The organism is Chryseobacterium sp. NRRL B-14798 (assembly GCF_050470705.1).
Lineage (GTDB): Bacteria > Bacteroidota > Bacteroidia > Flavobacteriales > Weeksellaceae > Chryseobacterium > Chryseobacterium cupriresistens.
Genome location: NZ_JBFLUL010000005.1, coordinates 1,966,748 through 1,981,128 on the forward strand (window position 1 = coordinate 1,966,748; position 14,381 = coordinate 1,981,128).

Here is a 14,381-nt window from a genome sequence, read left to right on the forward strand (position 1 = left end):
ATTGTATTTTGAAGAAATGGTTAAAAGCCGGAAGAAGAAAATTTTAATTTTTTTTTAATCTTCCAGATTGTGAATTTTAATATTAAGTTCAGATATTGTAAAATCAGTTTTCTTTTTTTAAGGGTTGAATGATAGATTGGAAAAAATTGAAGGTGAAAATTCTGTCGTAGAATATATCCAGGCTGTTTTCAATAATTGCATCCGTGTAGCAGGCAGTATCAGGAACAAATGTTTCCTCTACAAAAACAAACCAGAGTTCTGAAAGCCCAAATCTTCTTCTAAACTCTTCAGATGCATTGCTGTCGGGAACGGCAGAATGTTTAAGATCACAAAACAGGATTCCTTTTTCCTCCCCTTCATGGACTACAATATTAATGGAATGATGCAGGTAACTAACAATTTTCATTTTTGCATCGAAACATTCTACAAAATGGTGAAGATCGATAAGCTGTATTACTTTTTCTTCCTGCTGAGATTCGGTCATAAAAAAACATTCTACTGATATTTCCTGAGTGAGTTCTTGAAAAGCTGTTAATTCCATATGTGTTCATTTATCAGCACAAAGGAATAGAGAAAAGAAGGATACAAATTTGTTTTTATACAAAATGGCTGGTATTTTATACGAAATCCTGAAGGATGATCATTGGTATAATAAAATACCGGTTTTGTATAATAAAACAACTTTAATTTCCGTTATTGCCTATTTTTGTAATAAAATGAGCCTGCCATATGAAATATAGCCCGTGGAAATTTGAAGAAACCTTTGTGATCGATTTTCTGGTGGAAGCGAAATATGGATTCCGAAGGCATCTGCTGTTCCTGATCTTCTTTTTCTTTTTACTGTACAGCGCAAGATTCTGGCACTGGTATTCCGGAATATATCAGTACTATGTTTTATTCTTTGTGTATGTGATTCTGATCGCAATGGTCTACATTAATATATATGTATTGGTTCCTCGGTTTTTCTTTAAAACAAAATATGTCACTTATCTTGTTCTGCTCGTCCTTATGGGTGTGATGGGACTTAATTTCATCGGGTACAGTTTCAGACATCTTTTTCAGGATTTCAGAACACAATACATTCCGAAAGATAATGAAAGAGGAGGCATTTATGAGGGCGTTCTGATGTGTATTCCGATCATCCTGACGACGACAACCATCAAACTTCTGCAGAAATGGATCAGTGATAATAAAAGAATCAATGAACTGAGCAATCTTACCCTGAATATGGAGCTGAATGAATTGAGAAACCAGATCAATCCGCATTTTCTGTTCAACATGCTGAATAATGTAAAAGCATTGATCAGAACAGATCCGGCCAAAGCATCTGTAGTCATTGTAAAACTTTCCGAGTTTCTCAGATATCAGCTGTATGAAAACAGCGAAGAAAAAACGTTGCTGACTTCAGAGATTGATTTCCTGTCTAACTTTTTAAATCTTGAAAAAATAAGACGGGACAATTTTTCTTTTGACATTCAGGTCAATATTGATCAAAGAGTAATAAGCAGTACCTTTATTCCTCCGAATCTGTTTACCACTTTTGTAGAAAATGCTGTGAAACATAGTGTAGATCTCAGTGGAAGAGAATCCTATGTGAAAATAGAAATCAATATCAATAACAGGCAGCTTTATTTTAAATGTGTAAATTCAATAAGTACCGGTTATCTTCCTTCGGACAAAAAGAGCAGTGGACTTGGGCTCGCCAATATCACAAGAAGACTGGAACTTCTTTATAGTGATACTTTTGATCTGAAGACAGATCCCGGAAAGAAAGAATATATAGTAAATTTAAAAATTCCCGTGTGATGAATTGTATTATTATTGATGATGAACCTCTGGCAAGATCCGAAATGAGATCGCTGATCACTGAAATTTCCGGTATTGATATCCTTGGGGAATTTTCCAATGCGCCGTCTGCCCTCGAATTTCTTAAAGATAATGAGGTAGATCTTATTTTCCTCGATATAGAAATGCCCATGGTAACAGGTCTTGAATTTGTAGAAATGCTTCCGAAAAAATCACTGATTATTTTTACTACCGCCTATTCTCAATATGCATTGAAAAGCTATGAACTGGAAGCCGTAGACTATCTTTTGAAGCCTGTTGATCCGCAAAGACTGGAAAAAGCAATTGATAAAGCGGTACTTTATACAGAGCTTTTATCTAAAGATACCGTTAAAAATACCGTGGAATCCAATACGGCAGACTTTTTATTCATCAAAGCAGAACGAAGATTCTATAAAATCAGTTTTTCAGATATTAAATTTATTGAAGGGCTCAAAGATTATGTAGTTATTCATACAAAGCAGCAAAAGCTGATCACAGCAATGAATTTAAAAACCATTCATCAGAAGATTTCCGGGGAAACCTTTATCAGAGTAAGCAAATCCTACGTGGTGAATATGAATTTTATAGATTCATTCGACAATCATAATATATACATTGAAGACTCCGAAATTCCTCTTGGAGAAGTATACCGCTCCGAGTTTTTTACAAGATTTGCAGGAGGTCTTCTCAATTCAGACTGATATATAAGTAATGAGTAATGAGCAATAATAAATATCGGTCATATGATTAGAAAATTTGTGTAATCAGTGGGGAAAAATAGAATATTATGATTCAATAGCAACGGGCTTTAGTCCGTTAGATAAATAAAAACAATCAACGGCTTCAACCAAAACATAAGAATAGCGGTTTATTCAATAAAGCTTCTGATCCTTTTCACAATAAAAACTTCTCCTTTTTCCTACGCCGGTTTGTTTCTTAACCAATTTTTGTCCACAAACCGGACATACCGATTTTGTATGAACCAGCCAATGCTTTTTCAAAACAAATTCTCTTTTCAATTTCAAAAAATCAAAACTGTAATTCCTGGCTTCAGCAATGAGCTCTTTTCTTTTTTTAGCAGGAAGATTACCCAGTAAACTTTCAGGCTGCACACCAATTCTGAAAAGAACCTCATTCTTAATAATATTGCCTACACCTGAAAAAATATCCTGATTCATCAATGCATCACAAACCATCATTTTTGGACTGGATTTTAATTTTTCTTCTGCTTTTTTGGGATTCCACTGATCGCTCATCACATCGGCTTCCCAATCAATTGCTGAAAGATATTCAATAGGTACGGATTTTACGGAACAGGTATAAAAATAAATGTTTCCGGTAGAGAAAAACAAGGCCAAACGCAAACTTTTATCCGGTTTGGTCTGCTCATCAACACTGTAAGAACCGAACATTAATAAGTGAATTCTGATAGCTGCCTTTTCAAAAACGAGGTAAGTCTGTTTTCCAAAAGTACGGATTTCGAGAAGAGTCTGGCCAATAAAAGAATCTTTCTCAAATTGGGCATTCCCTGAAACTTCTGTCACTTGCTGCCCTGCAAATGGCTGCAAGGTTTCTTTCATTAATATGATGGATGGACCTTCAGGCATACGTTTGTTTTGATATAAAGATTCAAATAATATTCCATAGCTGCATACAACCTGATTTTTATCCCAAAACAAACCTGTTTAACATATTTTTAGGCCATTTTTTGTCCTACAAAACGAATGACGGAACCTGTCCCGTTATGGAATAGTCCCTCATTGAGCTCTATTTCTGTTTCAGCTAATTCAATAATATCATAATCCGGAAAATCGGCTTTGATTTCTTCAATAGAGAATAAAGACTCAAGATCTTTTGGACCACCTACTTTTTCGTTTTTTGCAATATATTCAAGATGATTTTTGCTGAAAGCTTCGAAAATAATAAACCACCTTTACGGAGATATTGATTTAACATCTGATGAATAGAAGATTTGATCGCACCCGGAAAATGAGCGTAGATAAGCGCAATGGCATCAAACTGCTCTTTCTGATAATCCAAAGTGGAAAGTTCTCCCACCTGATAATCAATAATAACCTGCTGTTGCCCGGCCAATTGTAACGCTTTATCTCTTCCGTTTGCACTGATATCGAAAGCAGAAACCAGCCATCCTTGTGTGGCTGCAAAAACAGCATTTCTTCCTTCTCCTTCTGCGGGGAAAAGTATTTTACCTGGAGTTAATTGTGATAATTGTTCTCTTAGATAATTGTTGGGTTCTGTTCCATACGCAAATTCTTCGCTGCTGTACCTTTCGTCCCATCTGTTGAGCCATGTGTTGTCTGTCATAGTTATAATTTAAAATTTGAAAGAAGAATTATAGGGATTCTTCAACTGTATTGGTTGTATCAAATGTAAAATATTTATTCAAGCTTTCCGATTCCTAAAAAACGTTTACTATCATAGATTTTTTGAATGGAAGATCTCACTAATAAAAATATAAATACTATTCCGTACAATTAAAATTTGGAGTAATTTTGAAAAATGATGAATTTAAACCAGATTTTCACCAATCAACGTACAGGAAACAATCCACAGACCAAAGCTTCACGAACTGATTTTCAAAGGGATTTCGACAGAATTATCTTCTCTTCTGCCTTTAGAAGACTGCAGAATAAAACGCAGGTTTTTCCTCTTCCGGGAAGTGTTTTTGTGCATAACAGACTTACGCATTCTCTGGAAGTATCATCCGTAGGAAGAAGTTTAGGAAGTATTATCGGTGAATTTATTGCTGAAGATTTTAAAAATGAACTCACTGAAGACTCAAAGAATTTTTATCTCTATAATTTAGGAAATGTAATTGCCGCAGCATGTTTATGCCATGATGTGGGAAATCCTGCATTCGGACATTCCGGGGAAGATGCCATTGCAAGCTATTTTGAACGAAATGAAAAGGATCTGAAATCAAAATTCAATGAAAAGGAGTGGGCAGATCTGGTTAATTTTGAAGGAAATGCAAACGCCATCAGAGTATTGGCACAGCAGCAACAAGGAAAAGATGCAGGAGGTATCCAGCTGACATTTTCTACACTGGCAAGTATTGCAAAATATCCATGTGAGGCTGTTGCAAAGAAAAAAGGAGTCATTCACAGAAAGAAATTCGGTTTTTTCCAGAATGAGAAAGATATATTCCTGGAAATTGCTAAAGAAACACAGCTTATTTCTGAAAGTGAGGAACCTCATATTTTCAAAAGACATCCTTTTGTGTGGCTGGTAGAAGCGGCTGACGATATCTGTTACAACATCATTGATATGGAAGATGCCCACAGATTGGGAATTGTTTCCACAGCAGACTGCAAAAACCTGTTTTTCGAGCTGGTAAAATCGGAGACGGATGATGTTCAGAGAATTGAAACAAAGTTACGTTCTATATCCAATGAAAATGAACAGATTTCTTATTTAAGAGCAAAAGTAATCAATGCATTAATCAACAAATCGATTGAGATGTATAAGCATAACTTTGAAACGATTCTTGAAGGAAATCTTAGTAATGGATTACTTGATATTTATAAAAAAGAAAATAAAGCACTGCAGGATATCGAAAGTTTCTCGGTAGAAAAAATTTACAATCATAAAGCTGTTGTTGAAATTGAAAATGCCGGTTACAATGTAATGTATGAATTGCTGGATCACTTTATTCCTTCCATTCTGAAGTCTAAAGATAACAGAAAATCATATGATGAAAAAGCTTTGAAATTAATTCCAAAGCAATTCATTTACAATGACGGCACCGATTATCAGAAAGTTCTTGGGGTTATTGATTTCGTTTCCGGAATGACAGATAATTACGCTACCGATTTATATAGAAAAATTAAAGGAATAGACATCGGAATGACCGTATAAATTCTATTTACTGTAATAATTCAGAAGCCTCTTCAATTAGTGATCTCATTAAAGCAGAGGCTTTTTTATGCTTTAAAAGCGGCGCAATCTGACCGGACCAGAAGAAAACCAGATCATTTTTTTGCTGTTCCAAAGCCGCTTTTCTCAATGCTCCCATAAAATGCGTCTGCAATGGGAACGGTAATGTTTTTTCTGTTGCAGCCAATACATCTCTTGTGATTTTTGTAGTAATCCCACGTCCTAATCTTCCGGTATAAGCTCTGGTTAAAGTAGTGGATTTCGCAGCTTCGGAAAATAAAAACTCTCTGTGTATCGGTAACGCTCCGGATTCTTCAGTAGCCAGAAATGCCGTTCCGATCTGTACAGCATCAGCTCCCAGCTTAAAAGCACCCGCAATTCCACGGCCGTTGGCAATACCTCCTGCAGCCACCACAGGAATTTTTACCTTATCTTTAATCAATTGAATCAAAGCAAAAGTGCCCGTTACAGAAAACTCAGCACTATCCAGAAATGAAGGTCTGTGACCACCGCTTTCAAAACCGGAAGCCACAATAACATCCACGCCTGTTTTTTCCAAAGCAATCGCTTCATCAAGTGTTGTTGCATTTCCCAAAACAACGGTTCCCTGACGATGAAGATCTTCGATGAGGTTTTCACCAAGCAGTCCAAACATAAAGCTGAAAACTTTAGGCTTTATATCCAAAACTACCTCCAGCTGATTTTGAAATCTTGATTCAAAAGAGAGTGGTGGTAAAGGAATATCCGTCTGCAGAAGATCAAAATAAGGTTGGAAAGTCTCAACAGCCTTTTGGTATTGTTCTTTTGTGTGTTTTTCGTCAATAATATCGTGATCGCTTACCCAGAGATTGAGATTATAAGGTTTGTCCGTTTTGGATTGTATGGCTCTGTGAACGTCATAGATTTCCTGCGGTGACAAAGTATAAACTCCGAAACCTCCCAATCCGCCGAGATTACTCACTGTTGTTGTCAGTTCAACGGTGGAAAGGCCTCCGCCGAAAGGTCCCTGCAGAATAGGATATTCTATTCCCAGTAATTCCGTAATTCTATTTTTATTCCACATGATTGTATTGGTTTTCATTAAAAATCTGAATTAAGGCTGTACATTGGTCAAAGTCTTGTTAACGATCATCCATTGCCCGTCTATATAATTGAAAGTTATGAAATTATAGTAATTAAAATCATACATCCTTACATTTAATTTTGCAACAGCAATTGAATTCATAATGTCGATTGAAATAATTTTCGCTTTAAAGCCTTTTCCTGATTTCTGCGGACTTATACGATTTCCAACGCCTTCAATATATTGCTCTGCAGTTTTGAAATAGGGAACTCCGTTAACGTCTCCGAAAAGCAAAGCATCTTTATAAAAAGCTTTGGCAAGAATATCGGTATTTCCTTCATAAATCCCTTTGAAATAATAATTCTCTATGACATTTCTTATTTCAGTTTCTGAGGTCTGATTGGTTTTCATATCCTTTAGATTTTGTGCAAGGTTACTCAGCGGAAAGCTGAGCAGCCATGCTATAATTAATGATAGTTTCATGATAAATGATGCCCGGCACCCATTCCGCCATCAACATTGATGATGGCCCCGGAAATTAATGTGTTCTTTGCAATCGCATGAATCATCTGAGCAACTTCTTCCGGCTCTCCGATACGATTAATGAGGTGAATTCCTGTATTATTGTCAAGGTCTGCACCATGCATTGGAGTTCTGATCAATCCGGGAGCCACCGTATTGACTCTGATATTATCTTTCCCAAACTCTGCCGCCAGCTGCAAAGTCAGTGCATGAATAGCTCCTTTACTTGAAATAGGTGCTGTGGAAGGAGACTCTGCAATGGCATGATATACCAATGGTGTTCCTACATTAATTACCACACCGTCTTTTTGTCTGATCATCTGAGGAATAACAGCCTGTGTAGTGAAGAATGTTCCTTTTAAATTCGTTGTTAAAAAACGGTCCAGATAATCTTCGGTAACTTCAAGGAAAGGCTTGTTCTCGTAAATTCCGGCATTATTGACGAGAACGTCGATTGATCCGAATCTTTGAACTGCTGTTTTTACCAATGCTTCCCCTGTTGATTTGTCAGAAACACTTCCGGCAACCATTGCCAGATTTTCCCCTGCTCCCAATTCATGATAAACTTCCTCTAATTTGGATGCCGTTTGTGAGTTGATGATGACATTATCACCTCTGTCCAGGAAATAACGGGCCGTTTCCAATCCTATTCCTGAAGAAGCTCCTGTTATAATTACGGTTTGTTTTTTCATTGCTGATTTATTTTTTTCCTGTTGAAAACCCCTGTTCTTTTAATACTGAAACCTGTTCTCCGGCATATCCCCAGTTATCATCCTCAATCTCGTTAATGACAATATGGGTTAAGTGAGGATCCTTATTCAAAACTGAGGTGACAGCTTCACTTATTTTTCTGATTAATTGCTGTTTTGTTTCGCGGTTAAGATCTTCGCGAAGCACATCTACTTTGATGAATGGCATGATGGTAAAATTTTTAAGGTTATAGAATTAATAAGCTTCCGCTACAAGATGGATGTTTAAGTCAAAATTGTTGTATATCAGCGTATCACCAAGGTTGGTGAAGAAATTGGAAGATCTGAATCTGATGTTGAATTTCGTTCTGTCTACTATGATCTTGGTTTTTAGAACGGCCATATTATCTGTTTTTACAATCTGCAGGCTTGTGTCTATAGGATGTGTAATTCCTTTTATGGTAAGATCTCCTTTTGCATAATAAAGATTTTCATCACCCGGTTCAGCATGCGTGATTTCGAAATGAGCTTCAGGAAAATGCTCAGAATTAAAGAAATCATCAGAAGCCAGATGATTGGCAAACTGTGCATTGGTTTCAGCATCTTCAATGTCCAGGATTTTGATGGAACGGGTATCTATGACAAACTTTCCTGACATAGAACTTCCTTCTCCAAATGTGAAGTTTCCATCTTTTATACCGATAGTTCCATTGTGAGCGCCGGTTACTTTTCTTCCGATCCAGTCGATAGTACTGTTTTCTGTATTGACTTTAAAATTTTTTGTGTCCATTTTTATTGGGTTTAAATATTGACACAAAGTTCAGCCGACTGAAGGAAAAAATTATGTGATGTACCTCACAAAATAGAGGAAGAGATTAATTGTTTTAAAGAGGTTGATTACTGGTGCAGCCTGCTCAAAGTTTCTCTGGTTACTCCCAGATAAGATGCAATCAGATGTTTCGGAACCAGATTGTACAATTGAGGATACATGGATAGAAGTTCTTCATACCGGAATCTGGCATCATTATTCATAAAAGATAACAAACGTTTCTGGGCGGCTACATACCCTTTATTGGTTCTCCATCTGAAAAAATGTTCAACTTCATGAATTTCATTACAGATCTTTTCCCTGTCCTCGTTGGAAATAGAAAGGATGCTGGCATTGGTGATACAGTCTACATTGATGGTTGCTCTTGTTTTATTGTAAAGTGCATCAAAATCTGTCACCCACCACGTAGGCATGGCAAACTGAAGGATAAACATTTTCATGCTGTCATTAAGATAAAATGCTTTCAGACAGCCTTCCAGAACAAAATATTCATGATTCACAAAATCACCTTCCGAGATAAGGCTTTGCCCTTTTTTTAAAGAGATCAGGTTAAAATGTCCAAAGACATAATCATACTGCTCTTCTGTGAGAGAAGTAAATTTTGAAATGTGATCCTTTAATATTTCTTTAGAATTAATCATGATGTAATGAATATTCAAAAGTAAGTCTTTTTCAGAATAGTTTTGGTTTAAAAAAAAATATGATATCATAAAGTCTGATTTCCCGGGGATTATATTCCGGATCTTACATTTATTTTTCTTATATTTAAGCAGCTACTTACAAAAAATGTTTTTAACAAAAACAGGTGGTGTAACGACATATTAATAAAAATTAAAACTATGAGTATATATTTTGCACCCGTTATTTTCTTCGGGCTTATCATTTTATTCGCTTCGTTTTTTGTCGTTAAGCAGGAAACAGCAGCAATTATAGAACGTTTCGGGAAATTCCGTGCGGTAAAGCATTCAGGTCTTCACCTGAAGCTGCCCATCATAGATCAGATTGCCAAAAGACTTAATCTGAGAATTCAGCAGTTGGATGTACTGATTGATACAAAAACATTAGACAATGTTTTTATTAAAATGAAAATTTCTGTTCAGTATCAGGTCATCAGAAGTCAGGTGGGAGATGCCTACTATCGTTTGGAAAATCCTGAAAATCAAATTACTTCTTTTGTTTTTGATGTGGTAAGAGCAGAAGTTCCCAAGTTGAAGCTTGATGATGTTTTTGTAAGAAAAGATGATGTGGCCATTGCAGTGAAAAGCGAGCTTCAGGATGCCATGAACAGTTATGGTTATGATATTATCAAAGCTTTGGTAACAGATATTGATCCGGATGAGCAGGTAAAACATGCCATGAACAGGATCAATGCAGCAGAAAGAGAAAAAACGGCTGCTGAATACGAATCTGAAGCACAAAGAATCAGAATTGTTGCGGTTGCAAAAGCAGAAGCAGAATCCAAGAAATTACAAGGGCAGGGAATTGCCGACCAGAGAAGAGAAATTGCAAAAGGACTTGAAGAGTCTGTAAGAATGCTGAATAATGTGGATATCAATTCTCATGAGGCTTCAGCGCTTATTGTAGTAACACAGCATTATGATACTTTACATTCTGTGGGCGCCAGCAACAGAAGTAATCTTGTACTCCTTCCCAATTCACCAACAGCAGCCAGCGGAATGCTGAATGATCTTGTTGTGGCGATGACAACAGCCAACACAGTAGGAGAGGCTACGAAAGGAAAATATCCCGATCCACCCCAGAAAGAAAGCGGGTTTTAAGATAGAAAGGAAGTAAAAAGAAAGACAGAAATAAACACTTAAAATGGATCATTTGTTGACTTTTCCTGATCGTCCCAAAGAAACTTCTGGCTTCGTTCTTCCCGCAAAATAAAAAACCGCTTCTGGATTTTCAGAAGCGGTTTTTTATTGATTATTTTTTCGTTTTAGAAACCTGTTCTACCAATGTATATTTGATTGAAGAAGCATCTGCCGGAGGATTAGCGATTTTTTCTGTTTTTACTTTTAAAACATATTCATATCCCGGTTCATAAGTAAATCCTTCGATATTGCTGTAGAAATTTGTCCAGTTTCCGGAAGCGTTTTCTTTTACCTGCAGACATTTCATAGGAGCTACTCCTGTACAATCTGCTGTTTGTGGTCCTACGATGAATGTTTTTTCATCACCTGCGGATGTATTGGCTGTGGTTGTACATTGTGTCATTGCGAATAATGCTAATGCGGGTGCTGCCCCTTTTAGAATTGTTGCTATACTTTTCATAAACTTGATTTTCCCCATACCTCGCAATTACCATGCCGAAGTTAGCTTTCCTTAATTGTAGTAGTTCTGCTATTGCTTTTTACTTTTTTAATCGTTTAATTTGAATTTCTTAAGAACACTAACCAAAATATAATTCTTATAATAAATATGGATAATCAAATGCAAGTTGAAAATTACAGGATTCAAAAACCTGAAATGTGGGCAGGAAATATCGGGGATGAGGAAATAAAGAACCGAATCAAAGACTCCGAATTTGCCAGAAGACAAATTGATGAAGGTCGTGATTACTGCTACTTTTTAGACAAAAAATACTATACAAGCAATACTGAAAACAGTGAGTACGTATGCATGGCGTATACTCTGAACGAACCGGGAAACCTGGAAAGGGCTTCTGTTTCTGATGTGATTGTTGAGGAAAATGAAGTTTACCAGATTCACAGGATCAGTGTGTTAAGGGATGGAGTGCTGATCGATAAGATTCCGGACACAAAAATAAAGGTTCTTGACAGTGAAAACCAAAGCAGTGGAGGAGTTCTGAGCAGTAATAAAAAAATCAATATCACCATTAAAGATCTCAGGCTGTATGATGTTCTGATTTTGGAAGATTCAAGAATCAAAGAATTTACAGACCGTGATTTTCTTAGAAAGGAGTTCTCAAAATATGTCTGGGTAAGTCCGGATAACTATTGGGCTTATGGCAGTTTTAAATTTACATTCATCAACGAACGTGAACAGACTGTTGCCTATAAAAAAACATTCTTCAGAGATGAGCAGGGAAATGTTCTTGAGCCGGAAATCAGTTATCTGAAAAAAGGAGATAGATTTGTCATTGAAGAAGAGAATTATATCAACCCTGTAGATTCAGGCCGTGAAATTTTTCCTTATGTAGATTTTGCTACAGAAAGCAACTGGAAAGATCTTTCCAACTATATTGTACCGTTCTATGAGGAGATTTTTAACAAGTCTTCGTTAAAGGATTTTGCTCCCAATCTGGTTGAAAAACTCGATGCCATTGCTGATCAGGACGAAAAACTGCAGTTTGCCATAGAATATGTACAAAATCATATCTATTATGTTTTCAATGCAGATGAAATGAATGGTCATAAGCCACAGGAACCATCAGTAACGTATGAAAATAAACAGGGCGATTGTAAGGCAAAATCGGTTTTATTGAAAGTAATCCTTGATTATATAGGAGTAGACGCCTCTGTAGTGCTGGTTAATTTTAATACGGATTATTATATTAAATATTATCTACCGTCCCTGTTAAGTTTCAATCATGTTGTCGTAAAAGTGAATTATAAAGGTGAAGAATATTTCATTGATGCAACCATCCGTGATGAATTCGGACTGATTGAAAACAGAGGCTTTATCTATTTTATGCATTATCTGGAAGTGAAGAAAGATCATGAGCTTCAGGTAAGAAAATCTTATAAATTCCCTTATTTCTGCATTGATGAAAGAGTAGATTTAAATGCACAGGGTAATATCGGAAAGCTTACTTTATCAACAACTTATAAAGGAAACAGAGCCAATGCTATGAGAAGGTATTTTAAAAGTACCAATAAAAGAGAAATCATAGACAGCTGGAACAGCTTTCTTTTCTATGCGCTTAATTATTCAGGTGACCGTAATGGTACAGATGTCCGAAACGTATTCAAAGATGCTGCTATTGATGTAGTAAGTGATGACAAAAGACTGAATGAAGTTAAGATCCAGTATACCGCAACCATTGAAAATCCTTATTTTGTGGATCCGCAGAAAAACCGTTTTCTGATGTACTTTGACAGAAATGTAGTGAAGGCGAGTGCAAGAGATTTCATCCACAAAGATTTACCTTTCTGGCATAATTTCGATAGTGAGAAATATGAAATCAATTTGCAGACGGATCAGAAAATTGATGTTGAAGAAAAATATACAGTTCAGGAAAGTACGATATCCAACCCATATTTTGATTATAAAAGTCGAAAAAAAGTGAACAAAAATGGGGCAAGTGTTTATATTGAATACAATCCTCTGATCAATATTGAAATTCCGCAAAGTGAGTTTGAAAAGTTCCGAACAGATCATCATACTGTTGCTGACAGTAATTTCGGACTGGGAATTGATATCATTGAACCGGGACTCATGAATATGCTTAAATTCAGTTTTAAGAAGAAGTTTAAATAGAGCTTTGAATTTAAAGTTTAAAGTTTAAGGTTTAGAATTATGGCGGGCGGCGAAGCCGCCCGCCGTAATTCTTTACTCACTATTATATTCGTTTACAATCAAAAAAACACAAATTCATTATGTCTAAGATATTTTTTCTCGCTTCGTGTATGACCGTTTCTCTGGTCAGTGCCCAAAAATTAACCAAAGAAAACGTTACTGGATTCTGGAAACTGAAGGAAGCCGGATTTTATGAAGGTAAAAAGAAAGTGATAAAAGAGTTCGATAACTGCCGCCTGATGAGAAATTATGCCATCAGGGAAGATGGTTTTGCCATTTATAATTATGTAGAAGGGAAGTCGGGTGACTGCAGTCCATCTGAACCAAGACTTTCTTTCTGGAGAGTTGTAGAAAACAGGATCCAGTTTTATGTAGATGATAAAAATATCCTTGAAGAAGTGGAAGTAACAATCAATAAAGATCATACGATAACCTTTTCAAGCTATATTCCTGAACCGAAAAAAGTAGATGGTGACATCCTTGCAGAGAAGATAGTAAACACGGTTCATTACGATATACTTGAAAAACAATACTAACCGTAAACACAAAATTTTTAACGTATGAATTATGTAACGGTCATCTATCTCGGAAATCTGGTATTGTATGCGATGTATTTCTTTGGAAGAATGGGTAGTGAAGTTGATGTTTCAGGACTGGATTATGCCGTTTCCGGAATTTTATCTTTATTTCTGATCTTCGCCGGATATCTGAATGCAAAAAAAGGGATGATCTACAGAACCGTCCTATGGATGTTTTTTGTGAATGTCTTCTTATTCGTTTGCTCCGGTTTGTTTGATCAGTTTGGAAGCGATTTTAATATTCTTTCTACAGGTAATAGTGACAGTTTTCTTTTTACATTGGCGTTCATCATTTATAATGGCTATCTTTTTCCTTTAACGGTTATTCTTGACGGATCAGGTCTGGCTTTGATAGTTCCGGTTGTATTGTCATGTATTCTGCCTTCATTGGGTTATCTGATTGGGAAGAAACTCCATCAGAATAAACAGAATTCTACCAACATATAGTCATTACGAACCGAAGGTGAAGCAATCTCAATCTAAAAGTAAAG

Annotated in this window: 16 protein-coding genes and 1 pseudogene; 7 read left to right on the plus strand and 10 right to left on the minus strand. The window is 36.2% G+C overall.

Annotated features, from left to right (window positions below):
• Positions 1-103 precede the first annotated feature (103 nt).
• Entirely contained in the window at positions 104-541 is a 438-nt protein-coding gene (locus tag AB1278_RS09255) for a hypothetical protein (RefSeq protein WP_411412924.1), read from the minus strand.
• 188 nt (positions 542-729) lie between these two features.
• Here AB1278_RS09255 and AB1278_RS09260 point away from each other — a divergent pair, with 188 nt between their 5' ends.
• A complete protein-coding gene (locus AB1278_RS09260; protein ID WP_343638780.1) occupies positions 730-1,806 on the plus strand; it encodes a sensor histidine kinase in 1,077 nt (358 codons plus the stop codon).
• On the plus strand, positions 1,806-2,528 hold the full coding sequence (locus AB1278_RS09265; protein WP_343638779.1) for a LytR/AlgR family response regulator transcription factor: 723 nt from the start codon (positions 1,806-1,808) through the stop codon (positions 2,526-2,528). The genes AB1278_RS09260 and AB1278_RS09265 overlap by 1 nt, the downstream gene beginning before the upstream one ends.
• A gap of 171 nt (positions 2,529-2,699) precedes the next feature.
• Here AB1278_RS09265 and AB1278_RS09270 read toward each other — a convergent pair whose 3' ends face one another.
• Both AB1278_RS09270 and AB1278_RS09275 read right to left on the minus strand, forming a co-directional pair.
• On the minus strand, positions 2,700-3,434 hold the full coding sequence (locus AB1278_RS09270; protein ID WP_343638777.1) for a DNA-formamidopyrimidine glycosylase family protein: 735 nt from the start codon (positions 3,432-3,434) through the stop codon (positions 2,700-2,702).
• A gap of 89 nt (positions 3,435-3,523) precedes the next feature.
• Positions 3,524-4,152: pseudogene (locus AB1278_RS09275) on the minus strand (class I SAM-dependent methyltransferase).
• A 198-nt stretch (positions 4,153-4,350) separates the two neighbouring features.
• Here AB1278_RS09275 and AB1278_RS09280 point away from each other — a divergent pair.
• Positions 4,351-5,706, plus strand: coding sequence for a deoxyguanosinetriphosphate triphosphohydrolase (locus AB1278_RS09280; protein WP_411413312.1), 1,356 nt, complete (start codon positions 4,351-4,353; stop codon positions 5,704-5,706).
• A 7-nt stretch (positions 5,707-5,713) separates the two neighbouring features.
• On the opposite strand, the gene AB1278_RS09285 is transcribed toward AB1278_RS09280, so the two are convergent.
• The 6 genes from AB1278_RS09285 to AB1278_RS09310 form a co-directional block, all read right to left on the minus strand.
• The gene (locus tag AB1278_RS09285) at positions 5,714-6,805 is read right to left on the minus strand and encodes an NAD(P)H-dependent flavin oxidoreductase (RefSeq protein ID WP_429813907.1); all 1,092 of its coding nucleotides are present in this window, start codon (positions 6,803-6,805) and stop codon (positions 5,714-5,716) included.
• A 12-nt stretch (positions 6,806-6,817) separates the two neighbouring features.
• The gene (locus AB1278_RS09290; RefSeq protein WP_429813910.1) at positions 6,818-7,270 is read right to left on the minus strand and encodes a nuclear transport factor 2 family protein; all 453 of its coding nucleotides are present in this window, start codon (positions 7,268-7,270) and stop codon (positions 6,818-6,820) included.
• Positions 7,267-8,001 (minus strand): SDR family NAD(P)-dependent oxidoreductase, encoded by a 735-nt coding sequence (locus AB1278_RS09295; protein WP_429813912.1) that lies wholly within the window; start codon positions 7,999-8,001, stop codon positions 7,267-7,269. Before AB1278_RS09295 ends, AB1278_RS09290 begins: the two co-directional genes overlap by 4 nt.
• A gap of 7 nt (positions 8,002-8,008) precedes the next feature.
• Positions 8,009-8,227, minus strand: coding sequence for a tautomerase family protein (locus AB1278_RS09300; protein WP_062675241.1), 219 nt, complete (start codon positions 8,225-8,227; stop codon positions 8,009-8,011).
• 27 nt (positions 8,228-8,254) lie between these two features.
• Positions 8,255-8,788, minus strand: a complete 534-nt coding sequence (locus AB1278_RS09305; protein WP_202838612.1) for a YceI family protein — start codon at positions 8,786-8,788, stop codon at positions 8,255-8,257.
• Positions 8,789-8,895: 107 nt separating this feature from the next.
• A complete protein-coding gene (locus tag AB1278_RS09310; protein WP_429813916.1) occupies positions 8,896-9,468 on the minus strand; it encodes a Crp/Fnr family transcriptional regulator in 573 nt (190 codons plus the stop codon).
• A gap of 198 nt (positions 9,469-9,666) precedes the next feature.
• On the opposite strand from AB1278_RS09310, the gene AB1278_RS09315 reads away from it, so the two are divergent.
• A complete protein-coding gene (locus AB1278_RS09315) occupies positions 9,667-10,605 on the plus strand; it encodes an SPFH domain-containing protein (RefSeq protein WP_202838613.1) in 939 nt (312 codons plus the stop codon).
• Between the two features lie 151 nt (positions 10,606-10,756).
• Here AB1278_RS09315 and AB1278_RS09320 read toward each other — a convergent pair whose 3' ends face one another.
• Entirely contained in the window at positions 10,757-11,104 is a 348-nt protein-coding gene (locus AB1278_RS09320; protein WP_429813919.1) for a DUF4377 domain-containing protein, read from the minus strand.
• 159 nt (positions 11,105-11,263) lie between these two features.
• Between AB1278_RS09320 and AB1278_RS09325 the strand changes: the two genes are divergently transcribed.
• The 3 genes from AB1278_RS09325 (at position 11,264) to AB1278_RS09335 (ending at position 14,337) form a co-directional block, all read left to right on the plus strand.
• Complete coding sequence (locus AB1278_RS09325) at positions 11,264-13,273, plus strand: hypothetical protein (RefSeq protein WP_429813922.1); 2,010 nt, start codon at positions 11,264-11,266, stop codon at positions 13,271-13,273.
• Between the two features lie 119 nt (positions 13,274-13,392).
• Positions 13,393-13,848 carry a lipocalin family protein gene (locus tag AB1278_RS09330; RefSeq protein ID WP_202838615.1) on the plus strand — a complete coding sequence of 152 codons (456 nt, stop codon included), beginning with the start codon at positions 13,393-13,395 and terminating at the stop codon, positions 13,846-13,848.
• A 24-nt stretch (positions 13,849-13,872) separates the two neighbouring features.
• Complete coding sequence (locus AB1278_RS09335; protein WP_202838616.1) at positions 13,873-14,337, plus strand: hypothetical protein; 465 nt, start codon at positions 13,873-13,875, stop codon at positions 14,335-14,337.
• The last annotated feature ends 44 nt before the right edge of the window (positions 14,338-14,381 follow it).

Excerpts from the sequence above, each read along its gene's own strand:
- AB1278_RS09255 (WP_411412924.1), bottom strand. The coding sequence starts at position 541 with ATGGAATTAACAGCTTTTCAAGAACTCACTCAGGAAATATCAGTAGAA.
- AB1278_RS09260 (WP_343638780.1), top strand. The coding sequence starts at position 730 with ATGAAATATAGCCCGTGGAAATTTGAAGAAACCTTTGTGATCGATTTT.
- AB1278_RS09265 (WP_343638779.1), top strand. The coding sequence starts at position 1,806 with ATGAATTGTATTATTATTGATGATGAACCTCTGGCAAGATCCGAAATG.
- AB1278_RS09270 (WP_343638777.1), bottom strand. The coding sequence starts at position 3,434 with ATGCCTGAAGGTCCATCCATCATATTAATGAAAGAAACCTTGCAGCCA.
- AB1278_RS09280 (WP_411413312.1), top strand. The coding sequence starts at position 4,351 with ATGAATTTAAACCAGATTTTCACCAATCAACGTACAGGAAACAATCCA.
- AB1278_RS09285 (WP_429813907.1), bottom strand. The coding sequence starts at position 6,805 with ATGAAAACCAATACAATCATGTGGAATAAAAATAGAATTACGGAATTA.
- AB1278_RS09290 (WP_429813910.1), bottom strand. The coding sequence starts at position 7,270 with ATGAAACTATCATTAATTATAGCATGGCTGCTCAGCTTTCCGCTGAGT.
- AB1278_RS09295 (WP_429813912.1), bottom strand. The coding sequence starts at position 8,001 with ATGAAAAAACAAACCGTAATTATAACAGGAGCTTCTTCAGGAATAGGA.
- AB1278_RS09300 (WP_062675241.1), bottom strand. The coding sequence starts at position 8,227 with ATGCCATTCATCAAAGTAGATGTGCTTCGCGAAGATCTTAACCGCGAA.
- AB1278_RS09305 (WP_202838612.1), bottom strand. The coding sequence starts at position 8,788 with ATGGACACAAAAAATTTTAAAGTCAATACAGAAAACAGTACTATCGAC.
- AB1278_RS09310 (WP_429813916.1), bottom strand. The coding sequence starts at position 9,468 with ATGATTAATTCTAAAGAAATATTAAAGGATCACATTTCAAAATTTACT.
- AB1278_RS09315 (WP_202838613.1), top strand. The coding sequence starts at position 9,667 with ATGAGTATATATTTTGCACCCGTTATTTTCTTCGGGCTTATCATTTTA.
- AB1278_RS09320 (WP_429813919.1), bottom strand. The coding sequence starts at position 11,104 with ATGAAAAGTATAGCAACAATTCTAAAAGGGGCAGCACCCGCATTAGCA.
- AB1278_RS09325 (WP_429813922.1), top strand. The coding sequence starts at position 11,264 with ATGCAAGTTGAAAATTACAGGATTCAAAAACCTGAAATGTGGGCAGGA.
- AB1278_RS09330 (WP_202838615.1), top strand. The coding sequence starts at position 13,393 with ATGTCTAAGATATTTTTTCTCGCTTCGTGTATGACCGTTTCTCTGGTC.
- AB1278_RS09335 (WP_202838616.1), top strand. The coding sequence starts at position 13,873 with ATGAATTATGTAACGGTCATCTATCTCGGAAATCTGGTATTGTATGCG.